24 protein-coding genes are annotated in these 22,395 nt (G+C 65.2%); 11 read left to right on the top strand and 13 right to left on the bottom strand.

What is annotated here, in order from left to right; genetic code table 11:
- Window positions 1-18: 18 nt before the first annotated feature.
- The 3 genes from FHW64_RS09185 to apbC all read right to left on the bottom strand — a co-directional run bounded on the left by FHW64_RS09185 (window position 19) and on the right by apbC (window position 3,863).
- Window positions 19-1,713, bottom strand: coding sequence for an OFA family MFS transporter (locus tag FHW64_RS09185; protein WP_184525266.1), 1,695 nt, complete (start codon window positions 1,711-1,713; stop codon window positions 19-21).
- Window positions 1,714-1,804: 91 nt separating this feature from the next.
- Window positions 1,805-2,755 carry a LysR substrate-binding domain-containing protein gene (locus FHW64_RS09180; protein ID WP_184525264.1) on the bottom strand — a complete coding sequence of 317 codons (951 nt, stop codon included), beginning with the start codon at window positions 2,753-2,755 and terminating at the stop codon, window positions 1,805-1,807.
- A 16-nt stretch (window positions 2,756-2,771) separates the two neighbouring features.
- Window positions 2,772-3,863 (bottom strand): iron-sulfur cluster carrier protein ApbC, encoded by a 1,092-nt coding sequence (gene apbC, locus FHW64_RS09175; RefSeq protein ID WP_184525262.1) that lies wholly within the window; start codon window positions 3,861-3,863, stop codon window positions 2,772-2,774.
- 156 nt (window positions 3,864-4,019) lie between these two features.
- On the opposite strand from apbC, the gene FHW64_RS09170 reads away from it, so the two are divergent.
- Both FHW64_RS09170 and FHW64_RS09165 read left to right on the top strand, forming a co-directional pair.
- Complete coding sequence (locus FHW64_RS09170; RefSeq protein WP_184525260.1) at window positions 4,020-4,961, top strand: CysB family HTH-type transcriptional regulator; 942 nt, start codon at window positions 4,020-4,022, stop codon at window positions 4,959-4,961.
- Between the two features lie 33 nt (window positions 4,962-4,994).
- Complete coding sequence (locus FHW64_RS09165; RefSeq protein ID WP_184525258.1) at window positions 4,995-6,260, top strand: patatin-like phospholipase family protein; 1,266 nt, start codon at window positions 4,995-4,997, stop codon at window positions 6,258-6,260.
- On the opposite strand, the gene FHW64_RS09160 is transcribed toward FHW64_RS09165, so the two are convergent.
- The gene (locus FHW64_RS09160) at window positions 6,235-6,702 is read right to left on the bottom strand and encodes a GNAT family N-acetyltransferase (protein ID WP_184525256.1); all 468 of its coding nucleotides are present in this window, start codon (window positions 6,700-6,702) and stop codon (window positions 6,235-6,237) included. The genes FHW64_RS09165 and FHW64_RS09160 overlap by 26 nt on opposite strands.
- Window positions 6,703-6,833: 131 nt before the next feature.
- On the opposite strand from FHW64_RS09160, the gene metG reads away from it, so the two are divergent.
- Genes metG through FHW64_RS09145 form a run of 3 tightly spaced genes read left to right on the top strand, consistent with a single transcriptional unit; the run spans window position 6,834 to window position 10,852 of the window.
- Complete coding sequence (gene metG / locus FHW64_RS09155; RefSeq protein WP_184525254.1) at window positions 6,834-8,912, top strand: methionine--tRNA ligase; 2,079 nt, start codon at window positions 6,834-6,836, stop codon at window positions 8,910-8,912.
- A 2-nt stretch (window positions 8,913-8,914) separates the two neighbouring features.
- Complete coding sequence (locus FHW64_RS09150; RefSeq protein ID WP_184525252.1) at window positions 8,915-9,133, top strand: hypothetical protein; 219 nt, start codon at window positions 8,915-8,917, stop codon at window positions 9,131-9,133.
- Window positions 9,134-9,169: 36 nt separating this feature from the next.
- Window positions 9,170-10,852, top strand: coding sequence for a SulP family inorganic anion transporter (locus tag FHW64_RS09145; RefSeq protein WP_184525250.1), 1,683 nt, complete (start codon window positions 9,170-9,172; stop codon window positions 10,850-10,852).
- Here the strand turns inward: FHW64_RS09145 and FHW64_RS09140 are convergent.
- On the bottom strand, window positions 10,849-11,298 hold the full coding sequence (locus tag FHW64_RS09140) for an outer membrane protein assembly factor BamE (protein ID WP_184526288.1): 450 nt from the start codon (window positions 11,296-11,298) through the stop codon (window positions 10,849-10,851). The genes FHW64_RS09145 and FHW64_RS09140 overlap by 4 nt on opposite strands.
- A 98-nt stretch (window positions 11,299-11,396) precedes the next feature.
- On the bottom strand, window positions 11,397-12,071 hold the full coding sequence (locus tag FHW64_RS09135) for a hypothetical protein (RefSeq protein WP_184525248.1): 675 nt from the start codon (window positions 12,069-12,071) through the stop codon (window positions 11,397-11,399).
- Window positions 12,072-12,176: 105 nt separating this feature from the next.
- Between FHW64_RS09135 and FHW64_RS09130 the strand changes: the two genes are divergently transcribed.
- Together FHW64_RS09130 and FHW64_RS09125 are read left to right on the top strand one after the other, a co-directional pair.
- Window positions 12,177-12,383 (top strand): DUF3460 family protein, encoded by a 207-nt coding sequence (locus FHW64_RS09130; RefSeq protein WP_184525246.1) that lies wholly within the window; start codon window positions 12,177-12,179, stop codon window positions 12,381-12,383.
- Window positions 12,384-12,509: 126 nt separating this feature from the next.
- Window positions 12,510-13,307, top strand: a complete 798-nt coding sequence (locus tag FHW64_RS09125; RefSeq protein ID WP_184526286.1) for a ScpA family protein — start codon at window positions 12,510-12,512, stop codon at window positions 13,305-13,307.
- Window positions 13,308-13,321: 14 nt separating this feature from the next.
- Here FHW64_RS09125 and FHW64_RS09120 read toward each other — a convergent pair whose 3' ends face one another.
- The 4 genes from FHW64_RS09120 to FHW64_RS09105 all read right to left on the bottom strand — a co-directional run bounded on the left by FHW64_RS09120 (window position 13,322) and on the right by FHW64_RS09105 (window position 15,592).
- Complete coding sequence (locus FHW64_RS09120) at window positions 13,322-14,317, bottom strand: NAD(P)H-dependent glycerol-3-phosphate dehydrogenase (protein WP_184525244.1); 996 nt, start codon at window positions 14,315-14,317, stop codon at window positions 13,322-13,324.
- Between the two features lie 19 nt (window positions 14,318-14,336).
- Complete coding sequence (gene secB, locus FHW64_RS09115) at window positions 14,337-14,804, bottom strand: protein-export chaperone SecB (RefSeq protein ID WP_184525242.1); 468 nt, start codon at window positions 14,802-14,804, stop codon at window positions 14,337-14,339.
- Window positions 14,805-14,903: 99 nt separating this feature from the next.
- The gene (gene grxC / locus FHW64_RS09110) at window positions 14,904-15,164 is read right to left on the bottom strand and encodes a glutaredoxin 3 (protein ID WP_184525240.1); all 261 of its coding nucleotides are present in this window, start codon (window positions 15,162-15,164) and stop codon (window positions 14,904-14,906) included.
- 20 nt (window positions 15,165-15,184) lie between these two features.
- The gene (locus tag FHW64_RS09105; RefSeq protein WP_184525238.1) at window positions 15,185-15,592 is read right to left on the bottom strand and encodes a rhodanese-like domain-containing protein; all 408 of its coding nucleotides are present in this window, start codon (window positions 15,590-15,592) and stop codon (window positions 15,185-15,187) included.
- A 72-nt stretch (window positions 15,593-15,664) separates the two neighbouring features.
- On the opposite strand from FHW64_RS09105, the gene gpmA reads away from it, so the two are divergent.
- From gpmA to FHW64_RS09090, 3 genes are all read left to right on the top strand, one after another.
- Window positions 15,665-16,411 (top strand): 2,3-diphosphoglycerate-dependent phosphoglycerate mutase, encoded by a 747-nt coding sequence (gpmA, locus tag FHW64_RS09100; RefSeq protein WP_184525236.1) that lies wholly within the window; start codon window positions 15,665-15,667, stop codon window positions 16,409-16,411.
- A 98-nt stretch (window positions 16,412-16,509) separates the two neighbouring features.
- The gene (locus tag FHW64_RS09095; RefSeq protein WP_184525234.1) at window positions 16,510-17,952 is read left to right on the top strand and encodes a S41 family peptidase; all 1,443 of its coding nucleotides are present in this window, start codon (window positions 16,510-16,512) and stop codon (window positions 17,950-17,952) included.
- A 52-nt stretch (window positions 17,953-18,004) separates the two neighbouring features.
- Window positions 18,005-18,766 (top strand): HesA/MoeB/ThiF family protein, encoded by a 762-nt coding sequence (locus FHW64_RS09090; RefSeq protein ID WP_184525232.1) that lies wholly within the window; start codon window positions 18,005-18,007, stop codon window positions 18,764-18,766.
- 4 nt (window positions 18,767-18,770) lie between these two features.
- Here the strand turns inward: FHW64_RS09090 and FHW64_RS09085 are convergent, their stop codons facing one another.
- Window positions 18,771-20,810 (bottom strand): AsmA family protein, encoded by a 2,040-nt coding sequence (locus tag FHW64_RS09085; RefSeq protein WP_184525230.1) that lies wholly within the window; start codon window positions 20,808-20,810, stop codon window positions 18,771-18,773.
- A gap of 13 nt (window positions 20,811-20,823) precedes the next feature.
- A complete protein-coding gene (locus FHW64_RS09080; protein WP_184525228.1) occupies window positions 20,824-21,030 on the bottom strand; it encodes a hypothetical protein in 207 nt (68 codons plus the stop codon).
- Between the two features lie 286 nt (window positions 21,031-21,316).
- Between FHW64_RS09080 and FHW64_RS09075 the strand changes: the two genes are divergently transcribed.
- Complete coding sequence (locus FHW64_RS09075) at window positions 21,317-21,721, top strand: response regulator (protein WP_184525226.1); 405 nt, start codon at window positions 21,317-21,319, stop codon at window positions 21,719-21,721.
- A gap of 20 nt (window positions 21,722-21,741) precedes the next feature.
- Here FHW64_RS09075 and FHW64_RS09070 read toward each other — a convergent pair whose 3' ends face one another.
- On the bottom strand, window positions 21,742-22,374 hold the full coding sequence (locus FHW64_RS09070; RefSeq protein WP_028249172.1) for a response regulator transcription factor: 633 nt from the start codon (window positions 22,372-22,374) through the stop codon (window positions 21,742-21,744).
- Between the last annotated feature and the right edge of the window lie 21 nt (window positions 22,375-22,395).

The raw sequence follows: 22,395 nt of genomic DNA, 5'->3' as shown, positions 1-22,395 counted from the left end.
GGGCGCCTGTCTCTCACGTCAATTGAAGAATTTTGCAGCGGCCACCAGCGTGCGATAGACGCCCCATGCCAGCGGAATGCCGACCGCCAGCCAGGCCAGCGCCACCACGGCTGGGCCCACCTTGTCGCTGCTGCCCGACGAAGCCGCGCCCACCTCGGCGGCCAGGGCCTTTTCGTGCGCGAGCTTCTTCTCATGGGCAAGCTCTTCCTCGCTCATGAAATGCTTTGCCGCGACGGGTCGCACCAGCAGGTTGCAGATCAGCCCGATCACCAGCATGCCCACCAGGATGTACATGGTCTGGTTGTAGACCTGCTCGCGCGGAATGCCAAGGCCGAGCTGGTATTCGCGCATGTAGTTCACCACCACCGGGCCGAGGATGCCCGCCGTGGCCCACGCGGTCAGCAGGCGGCCGTGGATGGCGCCGACCATCTGCGTGCCGAACAGGTCGGCCAGGTAGGCCGGCACGGTCGCGAAACCGCCGCCGTACATCGACAGGATGATGCAGAACGCACCGACGAACAGCAGCTTGCTGCCCGCGCCGGCCGACGACGGGATGCTCCAGTACAGCAGGCCGCCGAGCACGAAGAACACCGTGTAGGTGAGCTTGCGGCCCAGCTTGTCCGACAGGCTCGCCCAGAAGAAGCGTCCGCCGATGTTGAAGAGCGACAGCAGCGCCGCAAAGCCGCCCGCCACCGCCGCGATGGCTGCGAGCTGCGTCTTGTCGAGCTCGCCGAACTTCTTGGCAACGCCGATCAGGTTGCCACCGAAGACTTCCTGCAGCATCGGGCTGGCCATGCCGATCACGCCAATACCGGCGCTCACGTTCATGGTGAGCACCATCCACACGAGCCAGAACTGCGGGATGCCCCACACCTTCTTCACGTGCACATGGTGCTGCGTGATCATCGCGTTGCTGGTCTGGGCGGGCGGCGGGGTCCAGCCTTCAGGCTTCCAGCCGGTCGGCGGGACGCGGTAGCCCAGCGCGCCGCCGATCATGAAGACGAAATAGACGAGCGCCATGACGACAAAGGTTTGCATCACGCCCACGTCGGTCGGGGTGGAGAAGGCCTTCATCAGGTCCACCGCCAGCGGCGAGCCGATCATCGCGCCGCCGCCGAAGCCCATGATCGCCATGCCGGTCGCCATGCCGCGCCGGTCGGGAAACCATTTGATCAGCGTGCTCACCGGCGAGATGTAGCCGAGCCCCAGCCCGATGCCACCGATCACCCCGGAGCCGATGATCATCAGCCAGAACTGGTGCAGGTGAATCCCCAGCGCCGAGATCAGCATGCCGCCGCACCAGCAGACGGCCGAGACCACGCCCGCCTTGCGCGGACCGGCGCGTTCGAGCCAGCCGCCCCAGAGCGCAGCCGCGCAGCCGAGGAAGACGAAGAACAAGGTGTACATCCAGCCCAGCGTGGCAATGCGCCAGTCGCAGCCGGTGGCGAAGAGCTCGGCGAAGAAGCTCATGTCGTTCGGGCAGGCCTGGGCGCCCGTGCCGGCGGTGGACAGCGACTTCGACAGCGGCAGCCAGAACACCGAGAAGCCGTACGCCATGCCGATGCAAAGGTGGATTGCCAGAGCGGCCGGCGGAACCAGCCAGCGGTTGAAGCCGGCGCCCGCGATGATCCGTTCCTTGTCGAGAAAACCTGGTGCTGGCCCGGCGACGCCGATGCCGTCCCCGTCGAGGACACCTGCACTTGAACCTGTCATCGATGTAACTCCTGTTGTGGTCTTGAGTGCCCTCTGCTGGGCCCCCCGGAGTGTCACAAGTACTGTTACAAATCGTCAAGCAGGTTTGACCCTATAACGATCCCCCCAGCGTGCCGCTGTGCTGCCCAACTTGGTCGAGCCATTCCGGCGCCTGCAGCAGGTCGAGTGCCGCGGCCAATGCTCGCGACGGCCGCACGCCCTGTTGTGTCATGAAGCCGATGGGTGTCTGCACATCCGGTTCAACGAGCGGCAGTGCCTCCAGCTCGCGATGGTCGCGTGCCGCCGCGACCATTGCGCCGGGCAACACGCTGCAGACCTTGCCTGCCACCGCACCGAGCACCAGCGTCAGCACGGAGTTGGTCTCGATCGCAGGCGTGACCGTCTTGCCGCTGGCACGGAATGCCTGGTCGATGATGGCGCGGTTGTGCATGTCGGGCGTCAGCAGACAGAGCGGCAGGGCAGCCGCATCGGCCCACGTGATCGGATTGCCGATGCGCAGCGTGTCCGCAGCAGGACGCTCCGCCCGCCGCAACAGGAAGTAGTGCTCGACGCTCTGCGGCCAGGCATCGAGCTTCACGTCGCGCAGGTGCATGCGCTCGGTGTAGCCCAGCGCCAGGTCGAGCGAGAGGGTTTCGAGGCCGGTTTCGAGCTGCTGCGAACTCATCGTGAGCACCGACGGAACGATGCCCGGATGCCGCTGTTGCAGCATCGCCGCGAAGCGCGCCAGCATCGGGATGGCTGTCGGGACCGCCGCCATGCGCAGATGGCCGCAGGGCTTGCCTTCTTCGCTGCGCAGTTCCTGCTGCAGCACTTCGCTTTCGCGCAGCATGCGCTGCGCAGTCGCCAGCACGCGTTCGCCTTCATGCGTGAGGCCCACGTAGGTACGCCCGCGCCGCACGATCACCACGTCGTATTCGGCCTCCAACGCGCGCAGCGCATTCGACAGCGCCGGCTGCGTGATGTGGCACGCCTCGGCGGCGCGGCCGAAGTGGCGATGCTCGTCGAGCGCGACGAGATAGCGCATCGAGGCGAGCAGGTTCATGCGAGCGCTGCGGGCCTCAGGTGTTCTTGCTGATCGTGATCGTCGGGAACTTGGCCGAGAAGTCCTTCGCCTTTTCCGCGATGCCCACGGCGACGCGCCGCGCAACTGCCTTGTAGATGCCGGCCACTTCGCCATCGGGATCGGCCACCACCGTCGGCTTGCCGCTGTCGGCCTGCAGGCGGATGTTGATGTCCAGCGGCAGCGCGCCGAGGTAGTCCATCTTGTACTGCTCGGCCATCTTCTTGCCGCCCTCGGCGCCGAAGATGTGCTCGACATGGCCGCAGTTCGAGCAGACGTGCACCGCCATGTTCTCGACGATGCCGAGGATCGGCACGCCGACCTTCTCGAACATCTTGATGCCCTTCTTCGCGTCCAGCAGCGCGATGTCCTGCGGCGTGGTGACGATCACCGCGCCAGTCATCGGCACGCGCTGCGAGAGGGTGAGCTGGATGTCGCCGGTGCCCGGCGGCATGTCGACGATGAGATAGTCGAGGTCCTTCCAGTTGGTCTGGCGCAGGAGCTGCTCCAGCGCCTGCGTCGCCATCGGGCCACGCCAGATCATGGCTTCGTCCTGGTCGACAAGGAAGCCGATCGACATCACCTGCACGCCGTGGTTCTCCAGCGGCTCCATGGTCTTGCCGTCCTCGCTCTCGGGGCGGCGGTCGATGCCGAGCATCATTGGCTGGCTCGGCCCGTAGATGTCGGCATCGAGCAGCCCCACCTTCGCACCCTCGGCCGCGAGCGCGAGCGCGAGGTTGGCGGCCGTGGTGCTCTTGCCGACACCGCCCTTGCCCGAGGCGACCGCGATGATGTTCTTCACGTTGGGCATCAGCTGCACGCCGCGCTGCACTGCATGGCTGATGACCTTGGTCGTGATGTTGACCGAGACGTTCCCGACACCCTGCACCGCCTTCGCCGCCGCCACGAGCGCCTTGCGCATCTCGGGCACCTGGCTCCTGGCCGGATAGCCGAGCTCGATCTCGAACGAGACGTCGTCGCCCTGGATCTGGACGTTCTTCAACGCCTTGGTGCTGACGAAATCCTTGCCGGTGTTGGGGTCCTGGACCGCCTGAAGTGCGCTTGCGAGCGCCTCTTGTGTAACTGCCATCTGGGTAACTCCTGAATGGCGGCTAGTCTAGTGCGGCGGCGGAAGGCGCTCCTGCAGCCCGGCGATTGCCCATCGGGGCCAAAGATCATTTCCCCATTTGGAACCAACGATTCGTTCGTTCGCGATCGGCCTGCCCCTCGGGACAATGAAGGCCTCATGAATTTCCAACAACTGCGCTCGGTGCGCGAGGCCGTGCGCTGCGGCTTCAACCTGACCGAAGTCGCCCATCAGCTTCATACCTCCCAGCCGGGCGTCAGCCGACAGATCCGCGAACTCGAGGAGGAACTCGGCATCGAGCTATTCGTGCGCGCGGGCAAGCGGCTCACGGGCCTCACCGAGCCCGGCGGCCATGTGCTGCCGATCATCGAACGGATGCTGATGGAGAGCTCGAACCTCCGGCTCGCGGGCCAGGAGTTCGTCGCGCGGCAGACCGGGCTGCTCTCGGTCGCTGCCACGCACTCGCAGGCGCGCTACGCATTGCCAGTGGCGGTCCAGGAATTCCGGGCCCAGTTCCCCGACGTGAAACTGCATCTGCACCAGGGCTCGCCCAAGCAGATTGCGCAGATGCTGCTCGAAGGCGAGGTCGACGTCGGCATCGCGACCGAGGCGCTTGGCGACTATCCGCAACTCGTCGCGCTGCCCTGCTATCGCTGGACGCACTCGGTCGTGGTGCCGCCGGGGCACCCGCTGTTGAACGAGCCGCTGACGCTGGACGCGCTCGCGAAGCATCCACTGATCACCTACGACACCGGCTTCACCGGCCGCACGCGCATCGACAGGGCTTTCGAGGAACGTGGACTCGCGCCCAACATCGTGCTGACTGCGATGGACGCGGATGTCATCAAGACCTATGCGCAACTGGGCATGGGCGTGGGCATCGTCGCCGGCATCGCCTACGAGGCCGAGCGCGATACCCAGCTTCGGGCACTCGACGCCGGTGAGCTTTTCGGCATCCACCTGACAAAGCTCGCCGTGCGGCGCGGCAGTTACCTGCGCGGCTATGTGCACGCCTTCATCGAGTCGTTCGCGCCGACGCTGTCGCGCGAGACGGTCGAAAAGGCGCTGGCGGACGATCCTGCGGAGCAGTACGCATCCTGATCCGCCGGGACGGGGTACGCTTGCGCCCAGCGCATGCCCCCTGTCCCGAACGAACCACCAAGCTCCGAAACCTCGCCGACGGGTCTGGTCCTGACCGGGGGCGGGGCGCGGGCCGCCTACCAGGTCGGCGTGCTCCAGGCCATCGGCCGCCTGCGGCGCAGCGCCGGCGAACGCTCGCGCATCAACCCTTTCCAGATCATCACCGGCACTTCGGCGGGCGCGATCAATGCGGCCGCCCTCGCGTGCGGGGCCGACGATTTCGAGGCCACGGTGCGCATGATCGGGCGCGCGTGGTCGGGGCTCGGCCCCGGTCAGATCTACCGCGCCGATGCGCTGAGCGTGGTGCGCAGCGATGCGCCCTGGGCGCGTCTCCTCTCTGCCGGTTGGCTCATTGCCAAATGGCGGCGCAGCGGCCTGCGCTCGCTGCTCGACAACGCGCCTTTGCGCCAGGTGCTGGAACAAATGGTGCCGCTGCAACGACTCGACGACCTGATGGCCAAGGGTCACCTCGATGCATTGGCAGTAACCGCATCGAGCTACGGATCGGGCGAGCACGTCACCTTCTATCAGGCCGGTCCGCAGCAGCAGCCCTGGGTCCGGTCGAAGCGGGTGGCGGTGCCGGTGCGCATCACCTACGACCATCTGCTCGCGTCTTCGGCGATCCCTTTCGTATTCCCCGCGGCAGCGCTCGACATGGGTGGTCACGTGGAGTACTTCGGCGATGGCTCCATGCGCCAGTCGGCACCACTCTCTGCGGCCATTCATCTGGGCGCAAGACGGGTCCTTGCGATCGGCTCTGGCCGTGTGGAGGAGCCCCAGGCCGTGCTGGCGCCGAACGCGCTCACCGGCTACCCGTCGCTTGCGCAGATTGCGGGGCACGCGCTGTCGAGCATCTTTCTGGATTCGCTGACCGCCGATGTCGAGCGCGTACGCCGCATCAACGCGACGCTTTCGCTGATCCCTCTGGAAGAGCGCCACCGCACCTCGCTGCGTCATGTCGAGTTGCTGCTGATTGCGCCTTCGCAGCGCGTGGACGTCATCGCCGCGCGGCACGCACACGCCCTGCCGCCCGCGGTGCGCAGCCTGCTCGGCGAGCCTTCGATGCCGCGCGCGGAAGAAGCACTCAAGGGTGCGGCGCTTGCCAGCTATTTGCTGTTCGAGAAAGCCTTCACCCGCGAACTGATCGCGCTCGGGCGGTCGGACGCCATGGAGCAGCGCGACGCGATCCGGAGGTTCTTCGGATGGAGGCGCAGCGAAGACCCGCAGGCCGGCCTCACGGCTCAGCGCCGAGACGCTTGACCATTCGCACCGCGTCTTCCACGTCTTCGTAGTAGCCCGGGCTGGAGGCGTACTCCGTAAAGCCATGCCGCCGATAGAAGGCCTTGGCGGTTGCATTGCCGATCCGCGCTTCGAGCCGTATCGCGCGCATGCCGGCGACGCCTGCGGTGGTTTCGAGCCAGGCCAGGAGCGCGGAGCCCACGCCCGAGCGGCGCTGCTGGGCACGCACCGCGAAGAGCGCAATGTGCGCGTCGTCGTCCCCGTACTGCATGATCCCGAAGCCGAGGAGCACGCCATCGCGGCGCGCCACGGCCACGTTGGTCTCCTCGCTGCGGATGGCGCGCAACACGCGGCGCTCCGTCCAGCGCCACGAAAGACCCCGTTCGATCGCGTCGCGGGAGAGCTCCGCGATCTCCCGGGCGTCGGCCGCCTGGGCGAGGGTGATTTCGTAAGCGGTGATCACGGTGGAACTCCGGTCGGCGGGACGACTATAGCCCCGCAACCTAAAATGCGTGTCCTTCCGCCGGCCCGGCGGCAGCCGCCGCACTCCGGGCCAGCCCTGTTTCTGATCTCCCCCGAAAGCGCCCTCGCGATATGTCCCAGCGCAGAATCTTCGTCACCACCGCCCTGCCCTATGCCAACGGCAAGTTCCACGTCGGCCACATCATGGAATACATCCAGGCCGACATCTGGGTGCGCTTCCAGCGCATGCAGGGGCACATGGTGCACTTCGTGGGTGCCGATGACGCGCACGGCGCGCCGATCATGATCGCGGCCGAAAAGGCCGGCAAGACACCGCAGGAGTTCGTCGGCGAGATCGCCGCGGGCCGCAAGGAATACCTCGACGGCTTCCACATCCGCTTCGACAACTGGCACTCGACCGACAGCGCCGAGAACACCGAACTCGCGCAAGGCATCTACAAGAAGCTGAAGGCCGGCGGCATGATCGCCACGCGCACCATCGAGCAGTTCTACGACCCGGTGAAGGGCATGTTCCTGCCCGACCGCTACATCAAGGGCGAATGCCCGGTGTGCCACGCCAAGGACCAGTACGGCGACGCCTGCGAGGTGTGCAGCAGCGTCTACTCGCCGACGGAACTCATCAACCCCTATTCGACGCTGACAGGCGCGACGCCAGAACTGCGCAGCTCGGAGCACTTCTTCTTCAAGCTCTCCGACCCGCAGGTGGTCGACTTCCTCAAGAGCTGGACGCAGGACGGCAAGCTGCAACCCGAGATGGCCCGCAAGGCCGGCGAGTGGTTCGAGGCTGGCATGGCCGACTGGGACATCTCGCGCGAGGCACCCTACTTCGGCATCGAGATTCCCGATGCGCCGGGCAAGTACTTCTACGTGTGGCTCGACGCACCGGTGGGCTATCTCGCGAGCCTGAAGAACCATTTCGACAAGGGCCAGGCAGCCAACCACTGGCACCAGCCTTCGCGCACGGCGCAGAGCTTCGACGACTTCGTGGCCGATCCCTCCGTGGAGCAGGTGCACTTCATCGGCAAGGACATCGTCTACTTCCACACGCTGTTCTGGCCAGCGATGCTGCAGTTCAGCGGTCGCAAGACGCCGAATCAGGTCAATGTGCACGGCTTCATCACGGTGTCGGGCGAGAAGATGAGCAAGAGCCGCGGCACCGGTATCGATCCGCTCAAGTACCTCTCAATCGGCATGAACCCCGAGTGGCTGCGCTACTACATCGCGGCCAAGCTCAACGCCAAGGTGGAAGACGTCGACTTCAACCCCGACGACTTCATCGCACGCGTGAACGCCGACCTGATCGGCAAGTACATCAACATCGCGAGCCGCGCGGCGGGCTTCATCGCCAAGCGCTTCGGCGGCAAGCTGGGTACGGTGTCAGCGGACGGCACTGCGCTGCTCTCGGCGCTGCAGGCGGCTTCGGCGCAGATGCAGACGCTCTACGACACCCGCGACTACGCACGCGCGCTGCGCGAGATCATGGGCCTGGCCGACAAGGTCAACGAATACGTCGACCAGAACAAGCCCTGGGAACTCGCGAAGAAAGAAGGCATGGATGCCCGCCTGCACGATGTGTGCACCGCCTGCATCGAGGCCTTCCGCCTGCTGACGATCTACCTGAAGCCGGTGCTGCCGGCGCTCGCGGCACAGGTCGAAGCCTTCCTCGGCACCGCGCCGCTGGTATCCGCCGATGCAGGCAAGCTGCTCGGCGCGAGCCACGCCATCAACGACTACAAGCACCTGATGCAGCGCGTCGACGCCAAGCAGCTCGACCAGCTCTTCGAAGCGCCCGAGCCGGCCGCGACGCCTGCTGCAGCGACGGAACTCCCCGGCGGCGAAGGCATCGCGCCGACGATCACCATCGATGACTTCGCGAAGATCGACCTGCGCATCGCGAAGATCGTGGAATGCCAGAAGGTCGAAGGGTCGACCAAACTGCTGCATCTCACGCTCGACGTGGGCGAAGGCAAGACGCGCAATGTGTTCTCGGGCATCGCCTCGGTCTACCAGCCCGAACAGCTCGTGGGCAAGCTCACCGTCATGGTCGCGAACCTCGCGCCACGCAAGATGAAGTTCGGCGTCTCCGAAGGCATGGTGCTGGCCGCCAGCCATGCGGACGAGAAGGCGACCCCGGGCATCTATGTGCTCGAACCTTGGCCCGGAGCCATCCCGGGCATGCGAGTGCGTTAATCATGATGCGGCGCGTTGGCCTGTTCATCGTGCTCGCGATTTCGGTCGCAGTGGCCGGGTGCGCCGTCGCGAGCGCAGCGGTCACCGTCACGAGCACCGCGGTGAGCGTGGGCGCCGGAGCCGTCGGTCTTGCGGCCGATGCGGCAATCGGCACCGCGCGTATCACCGGCAAGGCGGTGGGTGCCGCCGCCGATGCGGTGCTGCCCGGCGACTCGAAATAATCCCTTCGTCACGGGGGCACGCCCACAATAGCCCTCATGACTCCGCGCCCCAAGCTCGCTCCGTTTCGTCCCCGACTGATCGACGCGCTCGCGGACTACAGCAGGGAGCGCTTCCTCAAGGATGTCGGCGCGGGCGCGACGGTGGGCATCGTCGCGCTGCCACTCGCGATGGCCTTCGCGATCGCATCCGGCCTCAAGCCTGAGGCTGGCATCTGGACCGCGATCATCGCGGGCTTCCTCATCTCTTCGCTCGGCGGATCCGCCGTGCAGATCGGCGGACCGGCCGGCGCATTCATCGTGATCGTCTACGGCATCGTCGAACGCTACGGCGTGGCGAACCTGCTGATCGCCACGGCCTGCGCCGGCGTGCTGCTGTTCCTGCTCGGCCTGTTTCGTCTCGGCACGCTGGTGCGCTACGTGCCGGTGTCGATCGTGATCGGCTTCACCAACGGCATCGCGGCCCTGATCCTCATCTCGCAGATCAAGGACTGGCTCGGGCTCACGATCGAGAAGATGCCTGCGGACATGTTCTCGCAGCTCCACACGCTGGCGACGAATCTCGACAGCTTCAATCCCTACGCCTTCGGGCTCGGGCTGGCTTGCCTCGGCGGCCTGTTCGCCTGGCCGCATCTGCTGCGCGAGAAGACGCGCGTGGGCCAGACGGTGCGCATCGTGCTCGGCCGCTTCGCCAACACGCGCACGGCACAACTGAGTTCGCGCGTGCCGGGGCCGATCGTCGCGCTGATCACGCTGACGCTCGTGTCATGGGGATTCAGCCTGCATGTCGAAACGATCGGCACGCGGTTCGGCGGCATTCCTCAGGGTCTTCCGGCGTTCGCGCTGCCCGATTTCTCATGGGAGACGGTCAAGCAACTCGTGACGCCGACCCTCACCATCGCCGCGCTGGGTGCGATCGAATCGCTGCTGTGCGCGCGTGTGTCGGATCAGGTGAGCGGCCTCCCGCGCCACGACCCCAACCAGGAGTTGATGGCGCAGGGCATCGCGAACACGGTCGCGCCCTTCTTCGGCGGCATGCCGGCGACGGGCACCATCGCGCGCACCGTGACCAACGTGCGGGCGGGGGCCACTTCGCCGATCGCGGGCATCGTGCATGCGATCACCTTGACGATCGTCGTGCTCGTTGCCGCGCCGCTTGCGCAGCATGTGCCGCTCTCGGTCCTGGCGGGCATCCTCGTCTTCGTCGCCTGGAACATGGGCGAGTGGCGCGAGTTCTCGCCGTACATGCTGCGGCGATTCAGCCGGCACTACCGGCTCCTGATGCTGGGCACCTTCTTCCTCACGGTGGTGTTCGATCTCACGGTTGCGGTCCAGGCGGGGATCGTGCTCGCCTGCGCTCTCTTCATCCGGCGCATGAGCGGGCTGTTCACCGTCGAGATGGTCTCGCTGCAGCCGCCGGTACTCACCTTCAGGCTCTACGGTGCGCTGTTCTTCGGTGCCGCTGCCAAGCTGGACGCGACGGTTCAGGCCGTCGAGCGCGCACCGCGCGGCATGACGGTGGTGCTCGATGCGATGCACCTCATCTCGCTCGACGCGACCGGGCTCGATGCACTGCGCCAACTGCACAAGGCGGTGCTCGCTCGCGGCGGCGCGCTCTGCATCGAATCGCTGCAGCCGCAGCCGCTGGAAGTGATCGTCCGCTCGGGCTTCGCGGACGAACTCGCATCGGGTATGCCGAGCGCTGAAGAACACGAAGGCTAAGGCGCCTCCGCCGCGCGATCGGGCGACGAAGCCGCGCTGACCACACGCTGCGCGTCATCGACCGTGGCGGTGAACACCATCGGCGAATTCGGCGGCTGCATCCAGCGCCACTCCCATTCGGTCTGGTTCTTGAGCGGATAGGGCGTCCGCTTGGCGGGTTTGCCGAGCAGCCGGCGGACATCCTCTGCCGGCATGCCGGGCGTCACCTTGGCGAAGTTCTCCGGCGTGAGCACCTGCCGCAGCGCACTCATCTTGCCGTCGGGGCCGATGGTGATCATGTAGTTCTTCTGCCCCTGCGGCTGGCGGTTGTATTCGAAGACGCGGCCAGCGGACGTGTCCCACACGTTCTCGGGCTCGCCGAACCGCGCACGGACGTCGGCCTCGGTGGCGACGCCCTCCTCCAGTTCGCTGATGCGCTTCGTGTCGCAGCCGAAAAGCCAGAGCATGGTCGTCAGAAGCAGAAGGGGCGCGATGCCGCGGCGGATGGTCGATGGGTGCATACCGTCCCAGGAATTTGCACGGGGCGGTCAGTCTAGCCGTCGAGTCAGTTCTGCGCGAAGCAATACATGAGCCCTGCGCCGCCGGTACTTCTGAAAGCTTCCAGGCTGCAGCCCCTGGTCGCGTGCGAGGAGTTCCAGGACGTCGAAGCCGGCGGCGCATTCGTCCCCATCCGGTTGTGGTGGCCGACGATGGCTGAGCCTTCGCCGCTCTTGGTCCAGTTGCCGCAGGTGGTGTCCTTGCTGGTGTCGGTGGAGGCGCGACCATCCGGCATCGAGCCCGTCAGGATGTCGTGGTTGTTGACGGGGTCACCACTCGCGCTGACGATCTCGCCCTTTTCCGTCAGCCCCGTCTGCTTGTCGAGGTTGTTGGTGCCGTGCAGTTCGTCCAGGTTGTTGGCGATCGTCACGCCTTTCACGTTGACCCACGGCCCTTTGCCGATGCGATCGCGGGCATTCACCGCCGGGGTGCTGGCCGTCGCGGTCGTGCTCAGGTACGCGCGCCAGCTGCGGCCGCCTGCACCGACGCTTTCGGCCAGGCTCTGGCAATAGCGGTCGGCCCCTGCGAGTCCGCCGAGATCCCCGCCCTTGCCCGGGTTCGCGCTCGTGATGAAGAAGCTCATCTTGTTCTGCGGCGCGGACGAGCCGCCGGTCGTGCAGGCGGCCACCAGCGCGGCGGCGGCGATCGTCGAAGCAAGGAATATCGTGTATCGGCGTTTCATCGACAGGCTCCTTGTTGATTGGGAGCCGCCACGCTAGCGCATGCCACAGCCGGCTTCAAGGCGGAATCCACCCGGTAAAATCCCGCCCCAAAAGGTCCAATTGCCATGCCCATCTTCGCCCGCGCCCACTACACGTCAGAAATCACCAACTTCATCGAAGAGATGAAGGAAAAGAAGCCGACGCTCGAAGCCGAGCAGCGCGCTGGCCGCGCTCTGCTGTGGGACAAGCACCTCGACGCCGGCCTCCAGGAAGAATTCAGCGAAGGCCGGGTTGCGCAGCAGCCCTACGTCTACCAGACCCAAGCCAAGTAAGTGACCATCCGGGCCGTACCGGGTACCGGGAGCCGCCGCCAGGGCGACGGCACCGAAGCGGACGAGCACGCCGTTTCGGCGGAAGACGCGGTCACCGCGGACGACGGCGCCTCCGCCGTCCCGCAGATGCCCGAAGTGGTCGACCAGGTTGCCCTCGCCCGGCTCTACGGCGAGCCGCTCTTCGCGCTGCCCAATGACCTGTACATCCCCCCCGAGGCGCTGCAGGTCTTCCTTGAGGCGTTCGAAGGCCCGCTGGATCTGCTGCTCTACCTGATCCGCAAGCAGAACTTCAATATCCTCGACATCCCGATGGCCGGATTGACCCGGCAATATCTGAGCTACGTCGACGAAATCCGCCAGACCAACCTCGAACTGGCCGCCGAATACCTGCTGATGGCGGCGATGCTGATCGAGATCAAGTCGCGCATGCTGCTGCCTCCCAAGAAGACGGCAGACGGCGAGGAAGCCGAGGATCCGCGCGCAGAACTGGTCCGCCGGCTGCTCGAATACGAACAGACCAAGCTCCAGGCTGCTTCCCTGAGTGCGCTCCCGCAGGCCGGGCGCGACTTCTGGAAGGCCCAGGTCTACATCGAGCAATCGCTGAAGCCGCGCTTTCCGGATGTCAACGTCGTCGACCTGCGCGAGGCCTGGGCCGACATCCTCAAGCGAGCCAAGCTGGTGCAGCACCACAAGATCTCGCGCGAAGAACTGAGCGTTCGCGAACACATGAGCATCGTGCTGCGCCAGTTGCAGGGCCGGCAATTCGTCGAGTTCGAGAAGCTCTTTGACGTGTCGCGAGGCACGCCCGTGATGATCGTGACGTTCATCGCGATGCTCGAGCTTGCCAAGGAAACGCTGATCGACATCACGCAGGCCGAGGCATTCGCGCCGATCTACGTGCGGTTGGCCTACACGCCGGCCTGAGCCCGCACCGCGGCTCAGGCAGATTCGCTGCCAGGCTCGCGCGCCATCAACTCGGCGACCGCATCGGCAGGCCGCACTTTCCCATCGAGCAGGGCGACCACGCCAGCCGAGATCGGCATCTCGACCCCCAGATGCCGCGCACGCTGCACGACAGTGCGTGCGCAATAGACGCCTTCGGCCACGTGCCCGAGCGAGTCGACTGCCTGGGAAAGCGTGCGCCCCTGTGCCAGCAGTAGACCGACCTTGCGGTTGCGGGACAGGTCGCCTGTGGCCGTCAGCACGAGGTCGCCCAGGCCGGAAAGGCCCATGAAGGTTTCGGCCCGAGCCCCAAGCGCCACGCCGAAGCGCGTCATTTCAGCCAGGCCCCGGGTGATGAGCGCCGCCCGGGCATTGAGCCCCAGCGAGAGCCCGTCGGCCAGCCCGGTCGCAATCGCAAGGACGTTCTTGACCGCACCGCCGACTTCGACACCGACGATGTCGTCGTTGGCATAGACCCGCAGGGACGGACCGTGGAAGGCCTCCACCAGCGCCTTGCGCACATTGGCATCGCGACTCGCGGCGACAAGGGCGGTGGGCCGGGCCTGCGCCACTTCCTGCGCGAAACTGGGTCCGCTCAGCACGCCAGCGGCGAGCCGGGGCGCAACCTGGGCCTGGATTTCGTGGGCGAGCAGCCCTTCCCCGCCGGCGAGCGCTGGCTCGACGCCCTTGGAGAGCCAGGCAACCGGACAAGACACGCCAGCGAGCAGCCCGAGTTGCTCGCGCAACGCTGCCATCGGCGTTGCGACGATGACGAGATCGGCAGATCCCGCCGCGGCGAGCGCGTCGCCGGACGTGATGGTGATAGAGGGAGGAAGCGCAACACCCGGCAGGTAGCGGGTGTTTTCGCGCGCCACCGCCATGGCTTGCGCCTGAGCGGGATCTCGGGCCCAGAGCGTGACCGCCTGACGGCCCGAAGCGTTGACCGCCAGCGCCGTACCCCAGGCGCCGGCACCGAGCACGCAGACTTTCATCAGCGGCGCGCGGTGGAGATCACTGCGTGATGATCGGCGACGCCTGGTTGGCGGCAGCCTGCGCCTGCTGCTGCTCGAACATCGCCTGGAAGTTGATTTCGGCGAGGTGCACCGGCGGGAAGCCGCCGCGCTGGATCACGTCGGCGACGTTGCCGCGCAGGTACGGATAGACGATCTGCGGGCAGGCGATGCCGAGGATCGGGCCCATCTGGTCTTCGGGCAGGTTGCGGATTTCGAAGATGCCGGCTTGCTTGGCCTCGACCAGGAACACGGTCTTCTCGCCGATCTTGGTCTGCACCGTGGCCGACACGGTGATTTCGAAGATGCCGTCGGTGACGGGCTGGGCGTCGACGCCAAGCTGGATGTCGACCGTGGGCTGCTGCTGTTCGAGCAGGATGGCCGGCGAATTGGGTTGCTCGAGCGAGAGATCCTTCAGATAGACGCGCTGGATCTGAAAGACGGGATCTTGTGCTTGCTGGTCGGCCATGGCTGAACTTTCTAGGGTCAAAACAAGGCCCGCCCGGGAAATCCCAGAGCGGGCTTCTGGATGTAGCCGGCGATTATCGCCGTTGAAAACGACGCCCTATCAGGCGCCCTGGAGCAGCGGCATCAGGCCACCGCGACCATCGAGCGCGATCAGGTCGTCGCAGCCGCCGACGTGCGTTTCGCCGATGAATATCTGCGGCACCGTGCGGCGCTGCGTGATGTCCATCATCGTCGCGCGCGCCTGGGGGTCGCTGTCGATGCGGATCTCTTCGATCTGCTCCACGCCTTTGGATTTGAGGATTTGCTTCGCGCGAATGCAGTAAGGGCAAACGGCGGTGGTGTACATCTTGACGGCTTGCATGGGTCGTAAGTCAGGGAAGTTCAGGCCTTTTCAACCGGCAGGTTAGCCTCTTTCCACGACTTGAGTCCGCCGGAGACAGCTTGGGCTTGCTCGTAGCCCAGCTTCTTGGCCGTCGCCACGGCGCGTTGGGCGCGTGCGCCAGTGGCACAGATCAGCAACAAAGGCAACGATTTGTTCTTCACAGCAGCGGGGAGCTTCTGTTCGAGCTCATTGAGCGGCACGTTCTTGGCTCCGGTGACATGACCGGTGGCAAACTCCTCCGGCTCACGGACATCGACCACCACGGCACGTTCACGATTGATCAACTGCACCGCCCCTTGCGCCGTCAGCGAGCCGCTGCTGGCCCCGCGCAGCATCGGCCAGAAGAGCATGCCCCCCGAGGCCAGTGCGATCAGGATGAGCATCCAGTTGTCGACGATGAATTTCACGGTGTTCCTTGAGTGGCAAACCTCGGATTTTAGAATGTCGGGTTTCCGACCGCGTTCCCAAAGGCCTCCCTCATGCACAAACTGGTATTGATCCGCCACGGCGAATCGACCTGGAATCTCGAAAACCGCTTCACCGGCTGGACCGACGTCGACCTGACCGCCACCGGCATCGAGCAGGCCAAGCAGGCCGGCCGACTGCTCAAGGCAGAAGGCTACGACTTCGACGTGGCGTACACCAGCGTCCTGAAGCGCGCCACCCGCACCCTATGGCATACGCTCGACGAGCTCGATCGAACCTGGCTCCCGGTCGTGCATTCCTGGCGCCTCAACGAACGCCATTACGGCGCCCTCCAGGGCCTGAACAAGGCAGAAACCGCCAAGAAATACGGCGACGAGCAGGTCCTGATCTGGCGTCGCAGCTATGGCACGCCGCCCCCGCCGCTGGAGTCGAACGATCCGCGCAGCGAGCGAAGCGACATCCGGTACGGCAAGCTGTCGCCCGAGCAGATCCCGCTGACCGAGTGCCTGAAAGACACCGTCGCGCGCGTGCTGCCCTTCTGGAACGAGTCGATGGCGCCTGCGATCCGCGCTGGCCGCCGGCTGGTCGTCGCGGCTCACGGCAATTCCATCCGCGCACTGGTCAAGTACCTGGACGGGATTTCCGACGATGCGATCGTCGGCCTCAACATTCCCAACGGAATTCCTCTGGTCTACGAACTGGACGATGATCTCAAGCCGCTGCGCCACTATTACCTTGGCGATGCCGAGGCGGCCGAGAAAGCTGCCGCCGCAGTTGCTGCGCAAGGCAAAAAAGGTTGACCAAAATCCTCCAGAGTTCGAGTCATCACGGAACCCGGACAGACAAGTAGCTTCCAAGCTGTGTATATTGATTTGACAGGCGACAAGGACTCTTACACATGGGCCAGAAACTGAAGATTGGCGGCTGGATTGCCGCAGGTGCCGTTGCCGGCGCGCTGACAACGGTATCGTTGCAAACGGTCGCCCGCGGTTCGCTGGCCCCCCTGCCTCTGGAGGAACTGCAGCAGCTCGCTGCGGTCTTCGGCATGGTCAAGAGCGACTATGTCGAGCCGGTCGACGAGAAGAAGCTCATCTCCGACGCCATTTCCGGCATGGTTGCCGGGCTCGATCCGCATTCGCAGTACTTCGACAAGAAGTCGTTCAAGGAATTTCGCGAAGGCACCACCGGCCGCTTCGTCGGCGTAGGCATCGAGATTTCGCAGGAAGACGGCCTCGTCAAGATCGTGTCGCCGATCGAAGGCTCCCCGGCCTTCCGCGCTGGCCTGAAGCCGAACGACCTGATCACCAAGATCGACGACACCGCCGTGCGCGGCCTCACGCTCAACGAGGCCGTGAAGCGCATGCGCGGCGAGGCCAATACCAAGGTGCTGCTGACGATCTATCGCAAGGACGAGAACCGTACCTTCCCCGTGACGATCACGCGTGAGGAAATCCGCACCCAATCGGTGCGCGGCAAGGTCTTCGAGCCTGGCTATGCATGGATCCGCCTGTCGCAGTTCCAGGAACGCACGGTCGACGACTTCGTCAAGAAGGTCGAGGAAATCTACAAGCAGGAGCCCAATCTGAAGGGTCTCGTGCTCGATCTGCGCAACGACCCGGGTGGCCTGCTTGACTCCGCAGTCGCGATTTCTGCCGCCTTCCTGCCCGAGAACGTGACCGTCGTTTCGACCGATGGCCAGTTGGCGGAAAGCAAGGCCGTCTACAAGGCCGCGCCTGAGTTCTACCAACGCCGCGCCGGCAGCGATCCGCTGCGCGGCCTGCCGGCGGGTCTCAAGACCGTGCCGCTCGTGGTTCTCGTCAATGAAGGCTCTGCCTCCGCCAGCGAAATCGTCGCCGGTGCGCTGCAGGACCACAAGCGCGCGACCGTCATGGGCAGCCAGACCTTCGGCAAGGGTTCCGTGCAGACGGTCCGCCCGCTCGGCCCCGACACCGGCCTGAAAATCACGACCGCCCGCTACTACACGCCGAGTGGCGCCTCGATCCAGGCCAAGGGCATCGTGCCCAACGTGCTGGTCGACGAAAGCGCCGAGGGCAGCCCCTACGCTGCGCTGCGCATGCGTGAGGCCGATCTCGAGAAGCATCTGGCCAGCGGCCAGGGCCCCGAGGTCAAGGATTCCGAGCGCGAGAAGGCACGTGACGAAGCCCGCAAGCGCCTCGAGGAAGAAGCCAAGAAGCCGCCGCAGGATCGCAAGGTTCCGGAGTTCGGCGCCGAAAACGACTTCCCGCTCGTCCAAGCGTTCAACCGTCTCAAGGGCCAACCAGTGCTCGTGAGCAAGACGCAGGTGATCGTCGACAACAAGGAAGAGAAGAAGGAAAACTGACCCTGGGGCGGCCCGGCACCGGGTCGCGACCCTGGGGCGTCTCGCACGGCGCATGGAAGAAGACGATCACCTCCTGCGCTATTCGCGCCACATCCTCCTTGAAGAGTTCGGCATTGACGGTCAGGCGCGCGTCAGTGCGGCGCATGCGCTCGTCATCGGCGCAGGCGGACTGGGATCGCCTGTTGCGCTCTATCTCGCAGCGGCGGGCGTCGGCCGCATCACGCTCGTCGACCATGACGAGCTCGACCTGACCAACCTCCAGCGCCAGATCGCACACACCACTTCGCGCGTGGGCATGGCGAAGGTCGAATCGGCGGCAGAAGCGATGCGCGCCATCAACCCTGACATCACGATCGAGGCCGTCAAGCAGCGGGCAGACGACGAGCTTCTTTCCAGGCTGGTAGCCGAAGCGGACGTTGTCGTCGATTGCAGCGACAACTTCCAGACGCGGCATGCCGTCAATCGTGCGTGCGTGGCCCACGCCAAGCCCTTGGTCGCCGGCGCAGCGATCCGCTTCGATGGGCAGCTCAGCGTGTACGACACGCGCGATGCGACCTCACCCTGCTATGCCTGCATCTTCCCGCCCGACGCCGACTTCGAGGAAACGCGATGCGCTGTGCTTGGCGTGTTTGCGCCGGTGGTCGGCACCATCGGCACCTTGCAGGCCAACGAAGCGCTGAAGCTTCTTGCGGGGATCGGGCCCTCCCTCGCCGGGAGCCTGCTCATGTTCGACGGCCGGCGATCAGCCTTCGACACCCTGCGCGTCGCGCGCGATCCGGGATGCAGCGTGTGCGGCCATCGCCCGGTCGCCTGACCGGTTAACTGCGATTTCCCGTCGGCGCGGGCTGCTTCCTGGCCTTGGCTGCGCCAGCAGCCGCTTCACCCGACTCGGGCTTGCGGGCCTGCGCCAGGACTTCCGTGCAGTCCGCATCCTGCCCAGGACCTGTTTCGAGCGTAGCCGCGAGCGCAAGAAGCGGGTTGATGGCACCTAGCGCCAGTGCCGCCGCGCCACGGGCCGCCAGTGGCGCCGCCTCGACGCCGACCTTTGGCGACGCGAAAGTGCCGCGGATCAGAAGTGGCGTCCGTAGCACCAGGATGCTCTTGTCCTTGGGCTGAGGGCGGATGACGATGTTCATCTTCTCGTCGGCAAGGTTGATGTCGCCGGTTCCGTTGAAGACCGTGTCGCTCGTATCGAGAAGCAGATTGCGGCCGCGCATCACGCCCTTGCCGACGTCGAATGCCACCGCGGCGCAGCGCAAGGTCACCTCCCGGTCGCCTTCGAGCAGGAACTTGACGATCTCGCCGCCGTCGAGTCCGAAGACCTCCAGCAGCAGGTTGCTCATCTGACCACGGCCAGTCATCGCGGCAACATCGCCCGAGGCGCCACCGAGCCATCCCGCCACCGAATTGCCGCGGCCCGACAGATTGATGCGGCCGTCCAGCTTGCCAAAGCTGCTCTTGAGCTTGTCCGCTTTCGGGATCAAGCGCTCGAGCTGCATCGAACGGACGTCGAGCGCTGCACGGATGTCGGCCGGATTCTGCGTGGCATCGATGCGGATCTTGCCGGCGACCTTGCCGCTCGCCACGCCCAGATCGAGCGGATCGAGGGTCAGCACGCCGTCCTTCAGCGTCACCTGCACACTGCCCTTGTCCAGCGGCAACTGCCGCACGTTGTCGATGCGGTCAGCGACGTATTTGACGTCCGCGTTCATGGCGCGCAGCCGCTCGAAGTCCAACGGCGAATCGGGAAGTACCTTTCGATTCGGATCCAGCCGCCCCTGCTTCGTCTGCGCGATCGTCGGCGGCGGCGCGACGCCTTCCACCGCACGGGCCGATCGGTCGGTCGGTGCCAGACCGATGAGCGGTCCGAGGTCATCCATGTCGAGCACGCGCGACCGAAGGGCGCCACCCAGGTGCGGCACCTTCTGCGCCTTGTCGAATTGCATGTCGCCCGAAATGTCGGACAGGCCCAGCCGACCCGTCAGGGTGCGCAGTTCCCAGAGGTCGCCGTTCTTTCGAAGATTGCCCTCGATCGCGTACGGCGGCGTCTGCGGTAACGCGATGCCCAGCACTGGGTAGAGATTGCCGAGGTTCTGGCCTCGCATATCGACCTGCGCATCGAGGCCGTCGAGACTGGCCAGTTCGGCCACGGTGCCCTTGGCCTTGAGATGGGCCGCGCCGGCACGCAAGTCGATCTCGATCGGGAAAGGCGTGCGATTGCCCGAATTGAGTTCGAGCACGTCGCCGGTGCGGCCGTCCCCCTTCAGCGGCTGCCGATGCAGCAGGCCCTTGATCGCGTATTGCAGGGGCATCTCGCCACGACTGTTGTCGTAGTTGAATTCAGCGTGGAGATCGAGGTCCTGCTGCTTCGCGAGGAAGTTCAGGGTGCCGCCGTCCACCTGCACCAGGCCGATGATGTTCGGGACGGTGCTGGTGTCGGAACTGTCCTTGCTCAGCGCCCACGTGCGCCGGCCGTCCCCTTCGAGCTGGAGACCGATCGCTGGCGAACTGAGCTTCAGGCGCGGAAGAACGAGCTTGCCCATCAAAAGCCGCCAATAGGCGATTTCGAACTCGGCTCGTTCAGCGCGCAACAGATAGGGATCGCGCGCCCACTCAGGATTGGCGAACTCGACGCCGTCGAGCTCGACGGTGGCAAGGTGCAGGCCCGGCTTCACATCGAGCTTTCGGGTGATCTCGAACTTGCGCCCCGTCCGTTCGCTGACGTAGCGATTGATCGGCTCACGCAGCACATCCCACGGGAAGAAGGCAACGATCAGGACGATCGCAACCACCAGCCCCAACAGGACCGCGCCGACCTTGACCCAGACCGGGCGGTGCCCCGAAGCGTGGGAGGCCACCACCGCGTATTCCTCAGTCGATGCCCAGCACGGCGCTCGCCGATGACAGCGCGGCCCTCGGCTCGGGCAGGAGACAGACCACTGACACGCCGGCAACCGCAGCCTTGGTCGCTGCTTCCGCAAGCTTCAATTCGGCAACGGCGGGCTCGCCTCCCGCGACGGTGGCCGCAGCCAGAAGCGTCAGCATGCCGAACGCGACGTAACTCCAAAAAATCTGCATTTAGGGGCTCCTCGCCAAGCTCTGGTCAGTGGGCGCCGCAGGATGCGGCCTTCACGAAGAGCGTACGAGGACTGCCGCCACTGCCGCGTCGGCATCGCGCCGCAAGCGCTGTGAGGACGGGCCTACGACTGCGGCTTTCGAGCAACAGTCGTAAGAACAAGCCTACAGCCGCTGGACGCGGTTCCCTGCATCATCGGGCCTAATATTCCGTAGCATTTGCAACGACAGCTTTCCTTGGAGGACAAGCAAGCTCGTAGTCAGGCTCGCCAACGGGCAAGCGGTTCTCATGGACCCCAGATTGAAAACCTACATCGTCGAAGACAACGTCACGATCCGAGAGAATCTCGTCGGCACTCTGGAGGAGCTCACGTGCATTTCGACGATCGGCTTCGCAGAGACGGAGGCCGAGGCGACCCAGTGGCTGAGCGAAAACACCGACGAGTGGGAACTCGCCATCATCGACCTCTTCCTCAAGCAGGGGAGCGGCCTGGGTGTCCTGCAGGCCTGCATGTCACGCCGCCCCGATCAAAAGGTGGTCGTGCTGAGCAACTACGCGACTCCGGACATCCGCAAGCGCTGCGAGCAATTCGGGGTCGATGCGGTCTTCGACAAATCCAACGAGATCGATGGACTCATCGATTTCTGCATTGCCCAGTCCGCCGCGCAGCGGCAGACGGCCAGCCGAAACTGACCGAGCCGCGACAGGCCGACTCAATCGATCAGCTTATTCTTCAGCGCGTAATAAGTGAGGTCGCTGTTGGACGAGAGATTCATCTTCTCCATCAAGCGTGTGCGATAGGTGCTCACGGTCTTCACCGACAGGGACAAGGTCTTTGCGATGTCGCCCGCGGTCTCGCCCTTGGCGAGCTTGAGGAACACCTGAAACTCGCGCTCCGAAAGCTGTTCGTGCGGCGCGGCGTCATCCTTGCGATCGAGCTGCCGCGCAAGCAACTCTGCCACGGCCGGCGTGATGTAGCGACGCCCCAGCGAGATGGTGCGGATTGCATTCACGATCTCGATCGGATCACACTCCTTGTTGAGATATCCGCTCGCGCCCTGCCGGATGAGGTTCATCGCGTAGTGCTCTTCGGGATAGCCGCTGAGGATGAGGATACCGACATCGGGTGCCTTGGCACGGATCATCGCGAGCGCATCGATACCACTCTGGCCCGGCATGGAAAGATCCATCACGAGCACGTCGAGTTCAGTGGTGCGAACAAGCTCGATGGCTTCGCGCCCGCTCGCGGCTTCACCCACCACACGCAGATCGACATGCTCGGAAAAGAACTGCCGCAAACCGGAGCGAACGATGGCATGGTCGTCCACAATTCCAATCTTGATCATCTGTTACCTTCACTGTTGAAT

Source organism: Variovorax sp. Sphag1AA (genome assembly GCF_014192575.1).
Lineage (GTDB): Bacteria > Pseudomonadota > Gammaproteobacteria > Burkholderiales > Burkholderiaceae_C > Variovorax.
Note: the sequence above shows the minus strand (reverse complement) of the source record. Positions and strands in the feature narration are given on the sequence as shown.